The sequence below is a fragment of the Actinokineospora alba genome, from assembly GCF_004362515.1.
In the GTDB taxonomy this organism is placed as follows: domain Bacteria; phylum Actinomycetota; class Actinomycetes; order Mycobacteriales; family Pseudonocardiaceae; genus Actinokineospora; species Actinokineospora alba.
This window is the reverse complement of sequence record NZ_SNXU01000001.1, coordinates 579,953-599,421: the sequence shown is the minus strand read 5'-3', so window position 1 is coordinate 599,421 and position 19,469 is coordinate 579,953. Positions and strand designations below refer to the sequence as shown.

Sequence of the window (19,469 nt, the reverse complement as noted above, 5' to 3'; positions counted from 1 at the left end):
GATTGTCCCCCCAACACGGCTCGGGTTAGCTCGGAACCGAAGCCGAACCCAGTCGGTGAATCTCCACCTGCTGGGCCGTGTTGATTACTGGGGGATCAATGCGCACGTCGCGCCGCTCTGCCATGCCCGCACGCCTTCTCATCGTTCTCGCGCTGTTCGCGGTCGCCTTCACCGGCATACCCGCGGGCGAGCCGCACAGCTCCGGCGCCTGGCCCGGCATCAGCCGGGCCCTGGCCTGGCTGGACTCCCTGTTCGAGCCCCCGCCCGCCGCTGCCGAGCCGCTGTCGAAGCCCGCGCCGCCACGGCAGCCGCACGAGCGGATCCGCGAGGTGGCCGAGCTGCGGTCGGAGACCTCGAAGGTCTTCCAGCGCGCCGACGGCCAGTTCGAGGCCGAGGTCTCGGCCAGGCCGGAGCACTACCGCGACGCCAAGGGCGCCTGGCAGCCCATCGACACCGCGATCCGCGCGGCCGAGCGCGACGGGTACCGCTTCGGCAACGACACCAACGTCTTCCGCAGCTCCTTCGGCGACAAGTCCGACAAGCTCGTGCGCTTCGAGCACGCGGGCAAGCACGTCGCGCTGGGCGTCGACAGCGGGCAGAAGACGCTGACGCCCAAGGTCGAGCGCAACACGATCGTCTACCCGAACGCCTTCGACGGCGCCGACCTCGTCTACCAGGTCGGCGACTCGCTCAAGGAGAAGATCGTCCTCGCCAAGGCCCCGCGCGAGGCGGTCTACCGGTTCACCATGCAACTCGGCGGCGTTACCGCCAAGGCAGAGGCCGACGGCTCGATCCGCTTCTACTCCGGCGCCGAGGCCGAGGGTACCCCGCTGTTCACCATGCCCAAGCCGTTCATGCACGACAGCCGCGACGACCGGAATTCGGTCTACGGCAAGGCATGGAGCGACAAGGTCACCCAGACCGTCGAGCAGCAGGGCGCCAAGATCACCATCATCGTGCGCGCCGACCAGGCCTGGTTGTCTGCCGCTGAGCGTCAGTACCCGGTCGTTATCGACCCGACGATCACCATCCAGCCCACGGTCAGCCAGTCGCAGGACGTGATGATCGGCCAGGACACGCCGACCACGAACTACGACGGCAACTGGCGGCTCTCGACCGGCACCACGAACGCCACCACGACGACCGCGTACCGCAGCCTGGTCCGCTTCGGCCTCGGCACCGTGCCGTCGGGCACCACCCTGAGCTCCGCGCAGCTGCGGCTGTACTACGACCAGGACTTCGAGCCCTACGGCAAGACCGTGGAGATCGAAGCCCGCCGGGTCACCGCCGCTTGGGACGAGGCCACGGCCACCTGGAACTCCATCAACTCCGCGATCGCGGAGGCGGGAACGGGGACGCAGAGCAAGCCCGCGAACGTCACCGGCAACTGGCACTCGTTCGACATCCGCAACCTCGCCCAGGCCTGGGTGTCCGGCACCGCTGCCAACCACGGGGTGATGCTCAAGGCGAAGAACGAGGCCCCGCAGCTCGGCGGCGTGCGCTACGAGGCCGCGGAGTACGCCTACAACGGCGAGACCGCGAACACGCCGAAGCTCGTGCTCACCTACGGCAGGCCGAGCGCCGTTCTCCATGCGCCCACCACGATCCACGCCACCGGCGCCGAGCTGTCCTGGACCCCGTACACCGACCCGGACCCGGGCAACCAGGCCGACGATATCGTCGAATACCAGGTCCACCGCACGGTGTTCCAGTCGTTCACCCCGTCGCCGTGGACGCTGGTCGGGCCGCTTTCGGCCACCACCACCAGTTTCGTCGACACCACGGCCAAGCCCACGGCCGCCGACTCGGCCGACCCGTTCGGCTCCGCGTACTACTACATGATCGTGGTGAAGACCCGCGACGGCCAGCTCATCCCGTCGACCACCGAACTCGTCCGGCTGCCCAAGGCGGGCCGGGTCGTCAAGCTCTACCAGAACCTCGCGGGCGATCCGCACTCCGACACCACGCTGTCGAGCGCCCAGCCGACGTCGAACCAGAACAGCCCCACCGGGATGTCCTGGCAGCTCGTCGGCAAGCAGAGCAGCACCTTCGGCACCACCCGGTCCGTTGTGGACTTCGGCGACCTGACCGACATCCCCGACCAGGCAAGGATTCTCGACGCCGAGTTCCAGCTGTGGGCGACGTCGACATTCGGCTCGGGCGGGGTGTTCGACGCGCACCCGCTGAGCAAGCCGTTCGTCGAGTCCGAGGCCACCTGGCAGCGCGCGTCCGCCGCGGCGGCCTGGACCTCGCCGGGCGGCGACTTCGGGGCCGCGTTCGACAACGTCCCGAACATCACCAACGACCCCAGCTGGCGGATCTGGGACGCCACGTCGACGGTGCAGAACTGGATCGGCAACCGCGCCGCCAACAACGGCGTCATCGTGAAGCTCCGCGACGAGACCACCGCGGGCCCGACCCAGCGTGCGATCTTCAACTCCGGTGAGGCGGTGGAACCGCAGCTGCGGCCCAAGCTCGTCGTCACCTACACCGCGCCCACGCCGGAGCTGACCTACTACGCCGCCGACACCCCGTCGGTGCGGATGATCCCGGGCGACGAGTACACCTTCCCGGTCACCCTGACCAACACCACGACCACGACCTGGTCGGCGGCCAACCAGGTGCTGTCCTACCGCTGGTCGCTGCCCGACGGCACCGACGTCACCACCGGCGGCAACCGCCTGGAGACCGCGCTGCCCGGCGACGTCGCCCCCGGCGCCACGGTCACCGTGCAGGCCAAGGTGAAGACGCCGATCCAAAGCGGAGCGGGAAACAAGCGCGAGCAGTTCGTGCTGAACTGGGACCTGCTGAACCGCACGACCGGCCAATGGCTTTCGCAGACCGGGAACCTGCCCGCGCTGCCGCAGAACGTCACCGTCGAGGACCCGACGTCCGACCAGCTCGGTCTCGAGAAGTTCTACCAGTACGTCGCGACCGGCACCGGCTCCGGCAGCGGGCTCAAGGTCAATCCCTACGTGGGCAACGTGGTCTGGAACTACGACCCGATCAGCCTGCCCGGCCGCGGCCTCGCGTCGTTCGTCCGGATGACCTACAACAGCCTCGACACCGCCGCGACGTCCATGGGCTTCGGCTGGTCGCTGTCGGTCTCCAGCATCGTGCGCCTGGGCACCCCGCTCGACCTGCACCCGCGCGGCCAGGACTACCCGACCCGGGTCACCCTCGCCGACGGCGACGGCACCAGCCACGAGTTCGAGCTGAACAAGAACAACAGCACCGACCCGGCTCGGTGGACCTACGACCGGCCCGCGGGCGTGCACCTGCAGCTGCGCCGTGACGGCGGAACCGACCAGTCCCGCCGCTGGGTGATGACCCGACCCGACCGCACCCAGTTCTGGTTCGACGAGGCGGGCTGGCTCACCGCGACCCGCGACAAGAACGGCAACGAGCTGCGCTTCACCTACACCGAGCGCAAGTCGAACAACCAGCCGCGCAAGTTCCTCGCCTACGTCACCGACCCGGCCGGTCGGCAGACGCTGACCCTGGACTACTACACCAAGGCCGACACCAACAACCCGCACATCATCGACCAGGTGAAGTCCATCAAGGACCTCTCCGGCCGCACGATCACCCTGTCCTACAGCGACAAGGGCCTGATGGAGCGGATCGTCGACGGCGCGGGCACCCCGATCGCGAAGACGTTCGGCTTCACCTACGACGCGACCCAGGGCAACAAGAACGTCAAGCTGGTGAAGGTCACCGACCCGCGCGGCAACGCCACCGACCTGACCTACTACACCGCCCCGGTCGACCCGAAGGACAAGTGGAAGCCCGAGACCATCACCGACCGCGGCCGTGGCGTGTCGAGGCTGTCCTATGTGGACCCGGACGGCACCGCGGGTTCGGTGATCGAGGCGACCGCGGTGGACGCGGAGAACAAGACCACCAAGTACACGATGGACGGCTATGGCAGGCCGACCAAGGTGGTCAACGCGAAGAACGAGGTCACCGAACTCGGCTGGGACGCCGACAACAAGGTCGTCTCCTCCAAGGCCCCCAACGGCGCCCTCACCACGTGGACCTACGACGCCAAGACCGGTGTCCCCACCTCCGTCCGCGACCCGGAGGCCAACAAGAACAACACCCCGGCGGGCACGCTCGGCTACCAGTTCAGCCCCGACGGATACACCGCCGACCTGACGTCGAAGACCAGTCCCGAGGGCAGACGGTGGGCCTTCGCCTACGACGCCAAGGGAAACCTCACCTCCGTCACCGACCCCAAGGGCACCGCGACCCCGACCGCGGGCGACTACGAGACCACCTACACGTATGACCAGTATGGGCAGCTGCTCGTCGCCACCGACGCGAACGGGAACCCGACTACCTACGCCGACTACGACCCCGTCGGCTATCCGAAGTCGATCAAGGACGCCCTGAACAACGTCACCAACTCCAACTACGACATCCGCGGCAACGTCACCTCGGTCACCGACGCCAAGGGCAAGACCTCGACCTTCACCTACGACGTGTTCGGCCGGGACCTGGAATCCAAGATCCCCAAGGACGCCACGGCGGGCGAGTTCATCACCACCCCGGCGCCGGTCTACGACGCCAACAACAACACCACCGTCCGAACCGCCGCGAACGGCGCCGTCACCACCGCGGAGTTCGACGCCCGCGACCTGGTGACCGCGGTGACCGAGCCGAAGGACACCCCGACCGGCCCGGAGAAGCGGTCGACGTTCACCTACGACAAGGTCGGCAACGTCCTGACCGAGACGCAGCCGCTGGGGACACTGACCACCGCCAACCCTGACGACTACGTCACCAGGACGGTCTACGACGAGCTGTACCGACCGGCGCAGGTGATCAACGCGGCGGGCGACAAGCTGACCAACGCCTACGACTCGGTCGGCAACCTGGTCCTGGTGGTCGACGCCCGCAAGAACGCCACGGCGGACGCGAACGACTTCACCACCAAGTACACCTACGACCTCAACGGCCGGGTTCTCACCGAGACCGACGCCGACGGCCACTCGGTCCGCAACGAGTACAGCCGTGACGGTCTCGCCGTGGCGAACGTCGACCAGGACGGAAACCGGGTCGAGATCACCTTCGACGAACGCGGAAAGCCGGTCGAGGTCAAGGCTCCGCACAAGCTCGACGGCTCGACGCTGGTCACCCGCAGCACGAAGTTCGAGTACGACGAGGTCGGCAACCAGACCCGCAAGATCACCCCGCGCGGCGTGGAGACCGGCGACGACCCGGACGACTTCGTCGAGCAGACCGTCTACGACCAGCTCAACCGGGCCAAGGAGCGGATTCTCCCGTTCGACCGCGACGACGCCCGGTACAACACCCCCGACAAGATCATCAGCAGCTACGACGCCGTGGGCAACCTGGTGGAGACCAGCGCGCCGCCGTCGGGCGGGCAGACCGTCCGCAACGTCAGCAAGTACACCCACTTCGACAACGGCTGGGTGCGCACCTCGACCGACCCGTGGGACATCGTCTCCAGCTACGAATACGACGCGGTGGGCAACCAGACCAAGTCCACGCTGAGCGCGGCGGGCGGGTCGGTCACCCGCACGGTCGACACCGCGTACTACCCGGACGGCAAGATCAAGTCCAAGTCCGACGACGGTGTCCCGGTCGGCAAGCACGTGGCCCTCGTCGACAACTCCGACGCCGCCAACGTCGAGCAGACCGGCACCTGGGCGACCTCCGGCGCGGGCACCGGGTTCTCCGGCTACGACTACCGCACGGCGAACGCGGGCAGCGGCGGCGCGGTCTTCACCTGGAAGCCCGTCGTCGCCGCGGCGGGCACCTACGAGGTGTTCACCCGGTACGCGCCGGGCACGGCCACCAACGCGCCGTTCACCGTCCACCACTCGGGCGGGTCCACACCCGTCGCGGTCGACCAGACCAAGCGGGCAGGCGAGTGGGTCAGCCTGGGCCGGTTCAGCTTCGCCGAGGGCGCCACGCACAAGGTGACCGTCAGCGACGCGGCGAACGGCGTCGTCGTGGCGGACTCGGTGAAGCTGGTGCGCGACAACACGGGCGAGACCGACACCGAGAAGAAGACCTTCGCCTACACCTACGACGCCAACGGCAACCTGTCGTCGCTGACCGACACCGGCTCCGGCGCCAAGGTCGACACCTACAGCCTCGCCTACGACGGGCTGAACCAGCTCGCGAAGGTCGAGGAGAAGCTCGCGGGGACGGTCCGCAACACCACGTCGTTCGGCTACGACCGCAACGGCAACCCGCAGTCGCGCACGCACGACCGGCAGAGCGCGACCTTCGAGTACGACGCCCGCGACCTGGTCTCGAAGGTCACCACCACCGAGACCGGCGACAGCCCGAAGATCACCTCCTTCGCCTACACCCGGCGCGGCGAGGTCCTCAAGGAGATCAAGGGCAACGGCAACACCGTCGACTACGGCTACTACCTCGACGGGCAGCTCCGCACCCAGGTCGAGAAGACCGGCGCGGGCACCGTGGTCGCCCAGCACACGATCGACTACAACGCCAACGGCCACCGGGTGCGCGACGCCGCGAAGCGGATGAACGCCGACGACAACTCGGCCTACCTGGACCACGTCTACGACTACACCTACGACCCGCGGGACCGGATCAGCAAGCTCACCCGGTCCGCGGCGGGCGGCGGCGTCCAGGAGACCGAGACCTACGTCCACGACGCCAACGGCAACATCACCGAGGAGACCGTCGAGGGCAAGACCACGACGTCGGTGTACGACCGGAACCGGCTGATCTCCAGCAGCAGCCAGGGATCGACCTCCACCTACAACTACGACCCGCTCGGCAGGCTCGACACCGTCAGCTCCGCGGGCAAGATCCTGGAGAAGTACGCCTACGACGGCTTCGACCGGGTGTCCTCGCACAAGCAGACCAAGCCGGACAACACCACCGAGACGACCACCTACGTCCACGACCCGTTCGACCGCACCGTCTCCCGCACCGAGAAGGCGGGCGGCAGCGGCGCGGAGACCACCGAGTTCTCGTTCCTGGGCCTGTCCGACGAGGTCGTCGCCGAGGAAGTCGGCGGCGTGCTCAAGAAGACCTACACGTTCGGGCCGTGGAACGAGCGGCTCGGCATGGTCAAGCACGACGGCGGCAAGGAGTACTCGTACTTCAGCTACAACTCCCACACCGACGTCGAGGTCCTCACCAAGGAGGACGGCAAGGCCAGGGCCACCTACGGCTACACCGCCTACGGCAAGGACGACACGCAGGTCTACACCGGCGTGGACAAGCCGGACCCGGCCAACCCGGACAAGAAGCCGTACAACACCTACCGGTTCAACGCCAAGCGCTACGACTCGGCGACCGGCGACTACGACATGGGCGCGCGGGACTACAGCCCCGAGCGCAACCGGTTCCTCACCAGGGACATGTACAACGGCGCCCTGTCGGACCTGTCGCTGGGCACCGACCCGTTCACCATGAACCGGTACGCCTTCGCGGGCGGCAACCCGATCTCGGGCATCGAGATCGACGGCCACCTGTTCGGCATGAGCTGGTCGGACATCGGCCACCTCGCACTCGACGTCGTCGGCCTGGTGCCGGTCGTCGGTGAGGCCGCCGACCTCGCCAACGCCGCCTGGTACGCGGCAGAGGGCGACTACACCAACGCCGCGCTGTCGGCGGCGTCGGCGATCCCGTTCGCCGGGTACGCCGCCACCGGGACCAAGCTCGCGATCAAGGGCGCGGACGCGGTCAGCGGCGCGGTGAAGGCCTCCGACGAGGTGGTCGCCGCCACTACCAAGACAGCCGACGACGTGGCGGCGCCGGTGGTGAAGGGCGCGGACGAAGTCCCCGTGCCCGCGAAGGCCGCCGACACCCCGGCGCCGAAGGCCGCGCCCAAGCCCGCGCCCGCCCCGACGAAGGTGGCGCCGTCCAAGCCGCAGACGATGTACCACTACACCGACGCGGCGGGAGCGAAGGGCATCGCCGAGTCCGGGCAGCTCTTCGCCTCGAAGGGCGCCAAGAACGCCCGGTACGGCAACGGGCAGTACTTCACCGATATCGCGCCGGAGGCGATCGCCGGGCTGAAGAAGGCCGACCTGACCGCGGGTCAGCTGGCCGGTGGGAAGATGTCGAGGTACCAGTTGGTCCAGAAGCTGTTCGGCCGACCGACGAAGAAGGGGTACAACAAGACCACGCACTTCGTCGAGATCGACATCTCGGGCCTGAACATGATCAAGGGCCGGGAGAACGTCTTCGCACACCTGTCCGAAGGCAGCCTCGATATCGCGAGCCGGATCGTCCGCAGTGGAAAGACGCCATTCTGATGGGAACTGTCTACGTCAGGTTCGACATCGAGCCGATGTCCGCCGCCGAGGGGTACGCCGTCTGCGAGTTCGTCGACGGACTGCCCACCCGGCAGGTCACGGTCGTGGGCGACCGCCTGGTCAGCTCGCTCGACGCCGAGGAGGACCCGGAGTTCGGCCCGACGCTGACCGAGTCGGCCCTCGACGAGGACTGGCGCACCGAGGAACCCGAGCTGACCGAAGTCGGCGCCGGGGAGTTCGAGGAGCTGTGGGAGCGGGCCACCGCACGGTGACCCGATCGGGGCGGGCCTTCGGGCCCGCCCCTCATTCCCGCAGGTAGACGGTGCCGTGCACGCCGTGCTCGGCCAGGGCGTCGCGGATCATCGCCTCGATCCGGTCCCAGTCACCGCCCGCGAGCCCCGCGCCGATGCGGGGGAGGTGCACGCTCGCACCGAGGTCGGCCGCCTTCGCGGCAACCTCGTTCAGACACCGCTCAAGGGCGTCGTAGCGAATCGGCGGGCCCGCCTTGGTGGGCCGCAGACCGTGCTGGGCGACCATGTTGGCCACGCGCAGGCCCGGTTCGACTTCGACGAACTGGGTCGCGCCGAGCGCGAAGTCGTTCCCGGCCCGTTCCCGGTACCAGCGGCGGTACTCCCGCTCCGGCTCGGGCCAGCGGGCGGACAGGGCAAGCACGAAGCCCTTACCCCATCCGCCCGTGTCATTGCAGATGTGCGCGATGACGCGCGGCCCCGAACCCTCCGGAGCCGTCGCGTCACCCGGCACGGTCTTCAGCGACCCCATGCGGGGCGGCTCAGCCGCCGCTCTTGCGGCGGAAGGTGCGCTTGCCACCCTGCTTGCCGTGCGCGTCGCCGACCTTCGAGCCCGCGTTGGCGTGGCCCTCGCCGCTCTGCGACTTGGCCTGCTTGCGCTCCAGTGCCTCACGGAACTTGCTCTTGAGGTCCTTCGGCTCCGCGCCGTCCTCGGATTCAGGCTGCTCCGGTTGCTCGGACATACGGACCTCCACGTTTCGCGGTGTTGGTGGGGTCAGCCTCGCACGGTCACCGCGTCGGGTCGACTCGATTTGGCGGGGCCCCCACACCCGTGTCCCCACTCTAACGGCCGGTCACGGCCCTTCCGACGCCGCCTTCACGCCTTCGGCCTCCATCACCAGGTAGCGGTCGGTCAGCCCGGCGGCGACCTTGCCGATCAGCTTGCCGAGCGGCCCGCTCTGCTCGACGGTCGCGCTCATCAGCGTGCCGTTCTCATGCGGTTCCACCGTGTGGGTGGCGACCGTCTTGACCAACGGGGCCGTCGCCGCCCACGTCCACGAGCGGCCCGCGTCGAGTCCGGTGACGGTCCAGACGGCGGTCGGCAGCTTCGGCTGCTTGATCCGCACCCGCTGGGACAGGTGCAGCGGGCCCGGGTCGAGGAGCGTCACGGCGGTGACCGACGCGGTCCACTCCGGCCAGCGGACGAGGTCGGTGTAGACCGCCCAGACCCGCTCCGGCGGGGCGCCGATGATGATCGAGGTTCGGAACAACATGGCCTCGACACTAGCCACACCCGAAGCGGCCGGAACCGATTTCGCACCCGTGGCCTGCGTGATCGTTCCGGGAGGCGAAGCGTTACTCTATGTCGCCGGAGGGAACGGGTGAATCTGGTCGACCACATCGCATGCGTAGCGGCGCTGACCGGCTGCGTTGATCATGATCCGGCGGCACTGGCCGCCGACGAGCACCTGCGGTTCGATTGGTACCGCGACGCCCGGCCACGGGATGAGCGCGCGTTCCTCGAAACCGTGCTCCGGGATCCGGACAAGGCGATGGCGGTGTCCGCGGTCGCGGTCCGCATCGGGGCCAGGGCGACCGCCGCGGGCGACTTCTCCGCCTGGGCCGAGAAAGTCGCACCCGCGTTGGCACACAACAGTTTCCTCCGCGACCGCCTCGCCGAATGGCGATTAGTCCGTGAGGTGTTCGAGGGCAGGCCGGTGAACCCGGACGTCGTGCTCTCGGCATCGGACTGGGCACAGCGCAAACTCGCGGCCGTGGTCGACGGCGAACTGCTCATGCTGCTCGCCGAACATGGACGAACCCGCCGGGTGCGGGCCATGACCCGAATCCCCCGCCCCGCCCGCCCCCGCGACGCCGCCACCCTCCCCCCACTCCGCCGCCACTAGCTGTTCCGCCTCCCCGGAATTTTGGGGTGTTGGTCGCCTTGTGTGGGCACCTGGCGGAGGGGCGATCGCCGTGGTCGAGTGGCGTCTCGGTCCCCTTAGGTGGCGGTTGGTGGGGTTGTCTGGGTTGTGCGGGTGGTCGGGTTTGGTGGGTGGGGCACTGGTGGTCGGGTTTGTGGCTTGGTGGCGGGATTGTCAGGTGGGCCAGGTGCTCGAGGCTGCCGGGTGAGTGGCCTGGTGGTCGGAGTCGGTGGAGTGCGGGCGGTTAGCCGGCGCGGCGGTCGGGGGTGGTGGTGTCCGACAAGCGGTGGCGGGCCTGGGCGTAGCAGCGGGCGGTGTCGGCCAAGACCGTGGGCCACGTGCCGACCGTGGGCGGGACCGTGTGGTTGTGGCGGGCTATGCGCTCGCGTAGGGCACGGTCGGTGCACAGCAGCGCCAGAGCGGCCGCCATGTCGTCGAACGTGCCCGCGAGCAGGCCCTCGGTGCCGTGCCGGACGAAGTCGCCGACTCCGCTCTCGGTGCGCGCCACGATCGGCAGGCCCGCCGCTCGGGCCTCGAGCGCCGCGATACCGAAGGACTCCCGGGGCGCCGGCGCGACGAAGACGTCCCCGCCCGCCAGGATCTCGGCGACCTGGTCACGAGAACAGCGCCCGGGCATCGCGACCCAGGACGCCAGGCCATGTGCGGCGGCGAACCGCTCCATGGAACGCCGGGCGGGCCCGTCGCCGACGATCGTGGCCCGCATCGCCACCTCATCCGGGACCCGGTCGCGGGCGGCGAGCAACAGCCGCAGCAGTGGGACCGGTTGTTTGCGCGGGGCGAGCCGGCCCACGGCCACGATATGCACGGCGCCGTCCCCGCCACCGGCGGGACAAGTGGGCCGCCAGCGCGGAACGTCCAAGCCGTTGGCGACCACGTGCACCGGCACGTCCTGCCCGGCCACCGCGCGGACACCGGCCGCCGCGGCCGTGCTCACCGCTGTGACCACGAGCCCCCATCGGTGCCAATCGAACGTGGTACGCAGCGCGGCGTAGATACCGCGGGTCACCGGATCCCACATGCTGTGCACCGTCACGACGGTGGGCAGGCCCGCCCGGTCCGCGGCCCGCACCCCTTGCCAGCCGAACGGGGAGACCGCGCCGACGTGCACGTGCACCACATCGGGCAGACGCGCGGCCAGCAGCGACGTGATCCGCGCGCCGCCGAGCGGGTGAACTGGCAGGTCAAAGGGCAAAGGGACGGCGATCCGGTGCACGCCCGCCAGATCGGGACCGGTGGTGGCCGTGGCCACCTCGACCTGGTGCCCAGCCGCTCGCTGCGCCGCCACGAGGTCCGAGACCTGGACCTCGATACCTCCGAGCCTGGGCAGATAGCAGTCTGTCACGTGGAGGATCCTCACCCATTCAGCCTATTTTCCGGCGCCCGCCGATACCGTCCCCAACTGGCTGGAATCGCCCCCCGCCCGGGTGGACTTGCCGTGCCTGACGCTGGATCCGGCCCGGGGCGCTCCTTACGCTGATCGGGTGAACCCACGTGTCGCGGTCTTCTTCCACGCCCACCCCGACGACGAGGCACTCCTCACGGCGGGCACGATGGCGCGGCTCGCCGCCGAGGGCCACCGGGTGGTGCTGGTCGTGGCCACCGCGGGCGAGAGCGGCCTCGCGGAAACGCCACGGGGCGCTGCTCTCGGCGTGACCCGGCTGCGGGAACTGGACCACTCCGCGGCCGTGCTCGGCTGCGGACGGGTGGTCTGCCTGGGGTACGCCGACTCCGGGCTGGACCAAGACCGCCCGGCCGACGCGTTCGCCGACGCCGACCCGGGGCAGGCGGCCGAGGCACTCGCGGCGGTGCTGCGCGAGGAGCACGCCGACCTGCTGACGATCTACGACCCCGCGGGCGGCTACGGCCATCCCGATCACGTCCAGGTGCACCGGGTCGGCACGGCGGCCGCCCGGCTGGCGGGCACCCCGATCGTCCTGGAAGCCACCGTGGACCGGAACCTCCTGCGCAGGGCACTGCGCGTTATCGGCTGGTGCTACCGCTTCCCGCCCACCTTCGACATCAAAACCTTCGAGCGCGCGTACACCCCCGGCCGCCGGATCACCCACCGCGTGAACGTCCGCCGGTTCGCCGGACGGAAACGGGCGAGCATGGCCGCACACGCCTCCCAGGCGGGCGGCGCCGACGTGCGGACCCTGGCGATGCTGCTGAAGATCCCGGATCCGTTGTACCGCTTCGTGTTCGGCACCGAGTGGTACGTGCGCCGCGACCTTCCGGCCGGGGTGCGGCTGCGCCATCCGTTCGACGAGGCGCCGTGACTCGCCGGGTCGCGCTGTCGGCGGTGTCATTGGGGCTGGCGGTCCTGATCGTGGTCTACCTGCCGCGGATCACCCAGGCCCTCACCGGCAATCCCGTGTCGTGGCAGGAGATCGGCGCACGGTTCGCCCGCCTGGGCACCGGCATGATCGTGCTGATGACGGCGGTGTGGCTGGTCAGTCTGCTGGCATACACCGTCGTGCTGACCAACTCGCTGCCCGGCCTGACGACGGGCCGCGCACTGGCCCTCAACGCGGCGGGCAGCGCGGTCAGCAACCTCCTGCCGTTCGGCGGTGCGGCCGGGGTGGCGCTGACCTTCGCGATGGCCAGGAGCTGGGGGTTCCGCGGGCGGCCGATCATGGTGATGACGCTGGTCAGTGGCGTGTGGAACACCATGTTCCGGTTCGTGCTGCCCGCCGTCGGCATCATCGCCCTGCTGGTGGCCGGGCAGGCCCCGGATCCGATGGTGGCCAAGGCGGGTTGGGTTGGTGCGGCGTCGATTCTGCTGCTCGTCGCCGTGGTCGCGGCCGCGCTCTACTGGGATGCCGCGGCGGACAGGGTCGGCCGCGCCCTCGACGCCGTCGCCCGCCTCGCCCGCGTGCGGTTCCGCGCCTCCGCCGCCCTGGACCGGTTGCGCGCCGACACCGCCTCCATCGTCGGCACCCGCTGGCCCGGCCTGTCCGCGGGCATGGTCGGCTTCCTCGGCGCCCAGTGGCTGGTCATGCTGTGCTGCCTCTGGGCGGCGGGCGCCTACCCGGGTCTCGCCCAGTCCATCGCTGTCTTCGCGCTCTCCCGGGTCCTCACCGCCGTGCTGATCACTCCCAGCGGTGCGGGCGTCATGGAGGGCGGGGTGATCCTGATGCTCACCGCCCTGGGCGTCGACCCGGTCGCCGCGACCGTCGCCGCCCTGCTCTTCGGCTTCTGGACGTACACCATCGAAATCCCGTTCGGGGCGGTCGTCCTGGCAGGCTGGACCCTCGGCAACCGGCGCCAGGTCAGGGCGTGACGGCCAGGGTGGCCCCCAGTTTGCGCAGTTGATCGGTGGCGCCGCCCAACGTGAACTCCACCCGCTTCGCCGCCGTGAAGTACCGGTGCAGCCGGTGATCCAGGTCGATCCCGACCCCGCCATGGACATGCACCGCCGTGTGCGCGACTCGGTGTCCCGCGTCAGCGGTCCAGAACTTCGCGGTCGCCACCTCGGTGGCCCCGCTTAGCCCTTCGCTCAGTCGCCAAGCCGCCTGCCACAGGGTGAGGCGCACGGCCTCGACGTCGATGTAGGCGTCCGCCAGCCGCTGGGTGACGGCCTGGAAGGTGCCGATGGGCCGCCCGAACTGGACGCGCTCACCCGCGTACGCCGCTGTGAGCCGCAGCGCCTCGGCCAGCACACCGACCGCTTCCGCGCAGGTCAACACGGTCAGCCGATCGCTCACCCAGTCCGCGGCGTCCGGCAGGATCCGCTCCGGTGTCACGTTGGTCAGCGTCACCACCAGGGCCGTGCCGTCGACCAGCTCCTGCACCGCTGTGCTCACCCCGTCAGCCCGCACGACGAAGGCGTCCGCGCCCGCGGTCACCACGAACACCTCCCCGGTCGGCACCAGGGTCTTGGTCCCGTTGAGCCGCCCGTTCGAGAAAGTCACCGGGTCGAGCGGGTCGTCGGTCACCGCGCACGACATTCCGAGGTCCACCCGTGGATCGTCGCCGAACTCGGCGATCGCCGACGCGGCCACCGCGAAAGCCGCGTACGGGACCTGAGCGGCCGCGCGGCCGAGTTCGAGGGCGACCGAGCACTGTTCGAGCAGGCCGAAACCGCCGCCGCCCACCGACTCCGGCAGCGCGGCCATCAGCACCCCGGCCTCGTCCAACAACGTCCACAGTGGACGATCGCTGTCGACCAGGGTGCGCACGAGGCCGGACAGGTCGTCCTGGGCCTCGGAGAAGGCGAAGTCCATCGAAGTCCTCCAGTTCAGCGGCGCGCGGGCGGCAGGCCCAGGCCGACGGTCGCCACGATGTCGCGCTGCACCTCGTTGGTGCCGCCGCCGAAGGTCAGGATCAGCGACGACCGGTGCATCCGCTCGATCCGGCCGCGCAGCACCGCGCCCGGGGAACCCGCGCGGACCGGGCCCGCCGGGCCGAGCACCTCCATGAGCAGCCGGTAGGCCTCGGTGGCGAACTCGGTGCCGAACACCTTCGTCGCCGAGGCGTCCGCCGGGCTGATCGCTTTGCCGACGCCCCAGGCGATCTTCCAGTTGATCAGCTTGAGGAACTCCGCCTTCGCGTGCACCCGGGCGAGGTGGATCTGGACCCACTCCTGGTCGATCACCCGGTCGCCGGTCGGCAGCTTCGTCTCCCGTGCCCACTCGAGCACCTCGCGCAGGGCGTTCTGGATCGGGGCGGCCGAGGTGAGCGCGACCCGCTCGTGGTTGAGCTGGTTGGTGATCAGCTTCCAGCCCTCGTGCTCCGTGCCGACGAGCGACGACACGGGCACCCGCACATCGGAGTAGTACGTCGCGCTGGTGCCCGGTCCCGCCATGGTGTGCACCGGCGTCCATGAGAAGCCGGGGGTGTCGACCGGGACGATCAGGATGGACAACCCCTTGTGCTTGGCCGCGTCCGGGTCCGTGCGGCAGGCCAGCCACAGGTAATCGGCGTACTGGATGAGGCTGGTCCACATCTTCTGGCCGTTGATGACGTACTCGTCCCCGTCGCGCACCGCGCGGGTGCGCAGCGCCGCGAGGTCGGTCCCCGCCTCCGGTTCGGAGTAGCCGATGGAGAAGTGCAGCTCGCCGCGCGCGATCCGGGGGAGGAAGAACGCCTTTTGCTCGGGCGTGCCGTACTTCATGATCGTCGGCCCGATGGTGTTGATGGTCAGGAACGGCACGGGCGCGCCCGCGATGGCGGCCTCGTCGGTGAAGATGAGCTGGTCGAGCATCGAGCCGTCGCGGCCGCCGTGCTCGCTGGGCCAACCCAGCGCGAGCCAGCCGTCCGCGCCCATCTGGCGCACGACCTCCTTGTAGACGTCGCCGCCGCCGTACTCGCCGCCGGAGTTAGTCAGCGCCTCACGCCGCTCCGGGGTCATCAGCTCGGCGAAGTAGGCCCGCAGTTCGGCGCGCAGCCGTTCCTGTTCGGGGGTGTAGGTGATCCGCATGCGTTCTCCCATCGGACTGGAACGCGTTCTTGTCGAAGATAGCAGCTAGCATGGAACACGTTCTCTATTCGTTCTGGAGGCTGTCGTGCGTATCGATGTCGATCGTGACCAGTGTGAGGCCAACGGGCTGTGCGTGAACGTCGCGCCGGACTACTTCGAGCTTGACGATGACGACGAATTGCTGGTCAAGCAACCCGAGGACGCCGAGGCTGACCGTCCACGACTAGTCCAGGCTGTCGCGTCGTGCCCGAAGGTGGCCTTGGCCTTGCGCGACTGACGGGGCTTGCCTAAAACGAGAACAGATTCTAGTCTGGCGTTCCATTCACCCCCGGTGCCGAGGGAGATGCCTGTGGACGCCGTGAGCCTCGACGGCAAGGTCGCCGTGGTCACCGGCGCGGGCGCCGGACTCGGCCGGGCGGAGGCACTGGCGCTGGCGGCCGCGGGCGCCGACGTGGTGGTCAACGACCTCCCGGGCGGTCCGGGCGGCGGCGTGGTCGACGAGATCGAGGCGCTGGGCGGCAAGGCCGTCCTGGTCGAGGGCGACGTCTCCGAGCGGTCGACGGCGGACGCGCTGACACTGGCCGCGCTCGACAGGGGCGGACTCGACATCGTGGTCAACAACGCCGGCCTGCTGCGCGACAAGATGCTGTTCTCGATGTCCGACGACGACTGGGACCTCGTGCTCAAGGTCCACCTGCGCGGCCACTTCCTGCTCTCCCGCAACGCTTCCGCGCACTGGCGCACCGAATCCAAGGCCAAGGGCGGACCCGTCTACGCGCGGATCGTCAACACCGCGTCGGAGGCGTTCCTCGTCGGGTCGGCCGGCCAGGCGAACTACGCCGCCGCCAAGGCCGGGATCGTCGCGCTGACCCTGGCCACCGCGCGCGGCCTGGAGCGCTACGGCGTCCGCGCCAACGCGATCTGCCCACGCGCCCGCACCGCGATGACCGCGCAGGTGTTCGGCGAGGCCCCCGCTGACGGTCTTGACCCGCTCTCTCCCGAGCATGTCGCGCCGCTGGTCGTCTATCTCGCTTCACCGGCCGCACAAGCGGTGAGTGGTCAGGTTTTCGTCGTGCACGGCGGCATGGTGGCGCTGCTGGCCGCCCCCGCCGTCGAGCGCCGGTTCGACGCCGACCTCTGGACCCCCGCAACGCTGGCCGACCAGGTCGGCGGCTACTTCGCCGACCGTGACCCCAGGCTTTCCTTCGCCGCCAACGACATCCTCGAGCTCGGCCAGGAGGCGCAGTGACACTCTCCTTGCTCTCCCACGTGGGACGGCTGCCAGACCAGGGCATCCTCATCGACGGCCAGTGGCGGCCCGCCGCCGACGGAGCGTCGTGGACCCACACCCACCCGGCCACCGGCGAGACGATCGGCACCTTCCCGATCGCCACCGAGTCCGATGTGGACAAGGCGGTGCACGCCGCCCGTATCGCGTTCGACGAGGGCCCGTGGCCGCGTTCGCGGGCGGGGCAGCGGGTCAAGCTGTTGCACCGCTACGCGGATCTGCTGCGGGCCAACGCCGACGAGCTGCGCAGGCTGCAGGCGCTCGACAACGGTGTCCCGCTCTCGTTCGCGGGCATCTACGCGACGTCGGTCGAGGCCGCCGCGGACGTGTTCGAGCACCACGCGGGCTGGATCGACAAGGTGGGCGGGGAGACCCTGCCGCCGTACCAGGGCGGCGACCACCTCGCGATGACCTTCCGCGAGCCGATCGGCGTGGTAGCGGCGATCCTGCCGTGGAACGCCCCTTTCCTGCTCTACGCCCAGAAGGTCGCACCCGCGCTGGCGGCGGGCTGCACCGTGGTGCTCAAGCCGTCCGAGTTCGCCACGTTCACCGTGCTGCGCATGGTGGAGCTGCTGGTCGAGGCAGGCCTGCCGGACGGTGTGCTCAACGTCGTCACCGGACCGGGCAACCCGACCGGCGATGCCCTGGTCACGCATCCGTTGGTGGACAAGGTCAGCTTCACCGGCAGCCGCGCGGTCGGCAGGCACATCATCGAGGCGTCGGCGGGCACGCTCAAGCGGGTTTCCCTCGAACTCGGCGGCAAGAGCCCGACTCTGGTGTTCCCGGACGCGCCGGACGTGGGCCTCGCCGCGATGACCACGATGGGCACCGTCACCATGGGACTGTCCGGCCAGGCCTGCGTCGCGCACACCCGGGCGCTGGTGCACCGCGATGTCTACGACGACTTCCTCAACGCCGCCCAGCTTCTCGCCGGAATGATCACCTACGGCGACCCGTTCGACCCGGCCGTCCTCTCCTCGCCGCTGATCAACGCCAAGCAGCTCGACCGCGTCCTCGGCTACATCGAGCGCGGCAAGGACAGCGGCGCCCGGCTGGTGGCTGGTGGGTCCCGGGTGGATGGGGACCTGGCCGGGGGCAACTTCGTCCAGCCCACGATCTTCGCCGACGTGGACAACACCGCGGAACTCGCGCAGGAGGAAATCTTCGGCCCGGTCCTCGCGGTCGTGCCGTTCACCGACGAGGACGAAGCCATCCGGCTGGCCAATGCCACGGAGTACGGCCTGGGCGCCGGGATCTACACCACCGACAACCGTCGAGCCTTCCGGGTGGCCCGCGCGTTGCGGGCGGGAACCGTGGGCATCAACGGTTTCCAGGTCGAGCCGCACCTGCCCTTCGGCGGCTTCAAGCAGTCCGGACTCGGTCGCGAGGGCGGTCGCTCCGCGTTCGAGGCGTACACCGAACTCAAGACCGTGCTCATGCCACTCACCGATGAACTGATGTAGGAGTAGTCCAGATGGGACGGTTGGACGGCAAGGTCGCGCTGATCACCGGCGCGGCGCGAGGGCAGGGTGCGGCGGCGGCGCGGCGGTTCGTCGCCGAGGGCGCCAAGGTGGTCCTGGCCGACGTGCTCGACGACGAGGGCAAGACACTCGCCGACGAACTCGGTGACAACGCGTACTTCCGCCACCTCGATGTGTCCGAAGAGGACGAGTGGGCGGACGCGGTGGCCGACGCGACCGGGCGGTTCGGCCCGGTCACGGTGCTGGTCAACAACGCGGGCATCCTGCACTTCAGCCCGCTGGTGGACACCAAGCTCGCCGACTACGAGCGGATCATCCGGGTCAACCAGTTCGGCTGCTTCCTCGGTATGCGCGCGGTCGCGCCGGGGATGATCGCGGCCAAGGAGGGCTCGATCGTCAACCTGTCCTCCATCGAGGGTCTCGCCGCCGCGAAGATGGTGATCGCCTACACGGCGAGCAAGTTCGCTGTTCGTGGGATGACGAAGGTCGCCGCCATGGAACTCGGCGAGCACGGCATCCGGGTCAACTCCGTGCACCCCGGCGTGATCGACACCCAGATGCTGCCGACCGCGCTCGGCGGCATCGAGGTCGACACCAGCCGGATCGGCAAGCGGGTCGCCCTCAAGCGCAACGGCCAGGCCGAGGAGATCGCGAGCCTCGTGCTGTTCCTGGCCAGTGACGAGAGTTCCTACTGCACCGGCGCCGAGTTCGTCGCCGACGGTGGCGCCACGACTACGCACGCCCTGTCCTTCTAGTACATGTGGATTTTTCGCGTATCTGTTCCGTCGCGCCGTCGTTGGGTGACCAGCACGAA

15 protein-coding genes are annotated in these 19,469 nt (G+C 69.5%); 9 read left to right on the top strand and 6 right to left on the bottom strand.

The window, feature by feature from the left end:
- Positions 1–122 precede the first annotated feature (122 nt).
- Both C8E96_RS02745 and C8E96_RS02740 read left to right on the top strand, forming a co-directional pair.
- On the top strand, positions 123–8,273 hold the full coding sequence (locus C8E96_RS02745; RefSeq protein WP_228770176.1) for a DNRLRE domain-containing protein: 8,151 nt from the start codon (positions 123–125) through the stop codon (positions 8,271–8,273).
- Positions 8,273–8,545 carry a hypothetical protein gene (locus C8E96_RS02740; protein ID WP_091381855.1) on the top strand — a complete coding sequence of 91 codons (273 nt, stop codon included), beginning with the start codon at positions 8,273–8,275 and terminating at the stop codon, positions 8,543–8,545. The genes C8E96_RS02745 and C8E96_RS02740 overlap by 1 nt, the downstream gene beginning before the upstream one ends.
- 31 nt (positions 8,546–8,576) lie before the next feature.
- On the opposite strand, the gene C8E96_RS02735 is transcribed toward C8E96_RS02740, so the two are convergent.
- The 3 genes from C8E96_RS02735 to C8E96_RS02725 form a co-directional block, all read right to left on the bottom strand.
- On the bottom strand, positions 8,577–9,053 hold the full coding sequence (locus tag C8E96_RS02735) for a macro domain-containing protein (protein ID WP_091381857.1): 477 nt from the start codon (positions 9,051–9,053) through the stop codon (positions 8,577–8,579).
- 10 nt (positions 9,054–9,063) lie between these two features.
- Entirely contained in the window at positions 9,064–9,264 is a 201-nt protein-coding gene (locus tag C8E96_RS02730; RefSeq protein ID WP_091381859.1) for a DUF5302 domain-containing protein, read from the bottom strand.
- 111 nt (positions 9,265–9,375) lie between these two features.
- Complete coding sequence (locus tag C8E96_RS02725; protein ID WP_091381861.1) at positions 9,376–9,795, bottom strand: SRPBCC family protein; 420 nt, start codon at positions 9,793–9,795, stop codon at positions 9,376–9,378.
- 108 nt (positions 9,796–9,903) lie between these two features.
- On the opposite strand from C8E96_RS02725, the gene C8E96_RS02720 reads away from it, so the two are divergent.
- The gene (locus tag C8E96_RS02720; RefSeq protein ID WP_091381863.1) at positions 9,904–10,428 is read left to right on the top strand and encodes a hypothetical protein; all 525 of its coding nucleotides are present in this window, start codon (positions 9,904–9,906) and stop codon (positions 10,426–10,428) included.
- Positions 10,429–10,690: 262 nt separating this feature from the next.
- Here C8E96_RS02720 and C8E96_RS02715 read toward each other — a convergent pair whose 3' ends face one another.
- Entirely contained in the window at positions 10,691–11,809 is a 1,119-nt protein-coding gene (locus C8E96_RS02715; RefSeq protein WP_228770177.1) for a glycosyltransferase family 4 protein, read from the bottom strand.
- A 139-nt stretch (positions 11,810–11,948) separates the two neighbouring features.
- Between C8E96_RS02715 and C8E96_RS02710 the strand changes: the two genes are divergently transcribed.
- On the top strand, positions 11,949–12,743 hold the full coding sequence (locus C8E96_RS02710; RefSeq protein WP_091381868.1) for a PIG-L deacetylase family protein: 795 nt from the start codon (positions 11,949–11,951) through the stop codon (positions 12,741–12,743).
- Positions 12,740–13,747, top strand: coding sequence for a lysylphosphatidylglycerol synthase domain-containing protein (locus C8E96_RS02705; protein WP_091381870.1), 1,008 nt, complete (start codon positions 12,740–12,742; stop codon positions 13,745–13,747). Before C8E96_RS02710 ends, C8E96_RS02705 begins: the two co-directional genes overlap by 4 nt.
- On the opposite strand, the gene C8E96_RS02700 is transcribed toward C8E96_RS02705, so the two are convergent.
- Together C8E96_RS02700 and C8E96_RS02695 are read right to left on the bottom strand one after the other, a co-directional pair.
- On the bottom strand, positions 13,737–14,690 hold the full coding sequence (locus C8E96_RS02700) for an acyl-CoA dehydrogenase family protein (protein WP_091381872.1): 954 nt from the start codon (positions 14,688–14,690) through the stop codon (positions 13,737–13,739). The two genes, C8E96_RS02705 and C8E96_RS02700, sit on opposite strands and share 11 nt — an antisense overlap.
- Positions 14,691–14,704: 14 nt before the next feature.
- The gene (locus C8E96_RS02695) at positions 14,705–15,886 is read right to left on the bottom strand and encodes an acyl-CoA dehydrogenase family protein (RefSeq protein WP_091381874.1); all 1,182 of its coding nucleotides are present in this window, start codon (positions 15,884–15,886) and stop codon (positions 14,705–14,707) included.
- Positions 15,887–15,971: 85 nt separating this feature from the next.
- Between C8E96_RS02695 and C8E96_RS02690 the strand changes: the two genes are divergently transcribed.
- The 4 genes from C8E96_RS02690 to C8E96_RS02675 all read left to right on the top strand — a co-directional run bounded on the left by C8E96_RS02690 (position 15,972) and on the right by C8E96_RS02675 (position 19,410).
- A complete protein-coding gene (locus tag C8E96_RS02690) occupies positions 15,972–16,163 on the top strand; it encodes a ferredoxin (RefSeq protein WP_091381876.1) in 192 nt (63 codons plus the stop codon).
- A gap of 81 nt (positions 16,164–16,244) precedes the next feature.
- Positions 16,245–17,135, top strand: coding sequence for a 3-oxoacyl-ACP reductase (locus tag C8E96_RS02685; protein ID WP_091382040.1), 891 nt, complete (start codon positions 16,245–16,247; stop codon positions 17,133–17,135).
- Positions 17,132–18,637, top strand: coding sequence for an aldehyde dehydrogenase family protein (locus C8E96_RS02680; RefSeq protein WP_091381878.1), 1,506 nt, complete (start codon positions 17,132–17,134; stop codon positions 18,635–18,637). The genes C8E96_RS02685 and C8E96_RS02680 overlap by 4 nt, the downstream gene beginning before the upstream one ends.
- Positions 18,638–18,648: 11 nt before the next feature.
- Positions 18,649–19,410, top strand: a complete 762-nt coding sequence (locus C8E96_RS02675) for a glucose 1-dehydrogenase (protein WP_091381880.1) — start codon at positions 18,649–18,651, stop codon at positions 19,408–19,410.
- Positions 19,411–19,469: the final 59 nt, after the last annotated feature.

Coding starts and splice junctions, on each gene's coding strand:
- C8E96_RS02745 (WP_228770176.1), top strand. CDS start 123: ATGCCCGCACGCCTTCTCATCGTTCTCGCGCTGTTCGCGGTCGCCTTC.
- C8E96_RS02740 (WP_091381855.1), top strand. CDS start 8,273: ATGGGAACTGTCTACGTCAGGTTCGACATCGAGCCGATGTCCGCCGCC.
- C8E96_RS02735 (WP_091381857.1), bottom strand. CDS start 9,053: ATGGGGTCGCTGAAGACCGTGCCGGGTGACGCGACGGCTCCGGAGGGT.
- C8E96_RS02730 (WP_091381859.1), bottom strand. CDS start 9,264: ATGTCCGAGCAACCGGAGCAGCCTGAATCCGAGGACGGCGCGGAGCCG.
- C8E96_RS02725 (WP_091381861.1), bottom strand. CDS start 9,795: ATGTTGTTCCGAACCTCGATCATCATCGGCGCCCCGCCGGAGCGGGTC.
- C8E96_RS02700 (WP_091381872.1), bottom strand. CDS start 14,690: ATGGACTTCGCCTTCTCCGAGGCCCAGGACGACCTGTCCGGCCTCGTG.
- C8E96_RS02695 (WP_091381874.1), bottom strand. CDS start 15,886: ATGCGGATCACCTACACCCCCGAACAGGAACGGCTGCGCGCCGAACTG.
- C8E96_RS02675 (WP_091381880.1), top strand. CDS start 18,649: ATGGGACGGTTGGACGGCAAGGTCGCGCTGATCACCGGCGCGGCGCGA.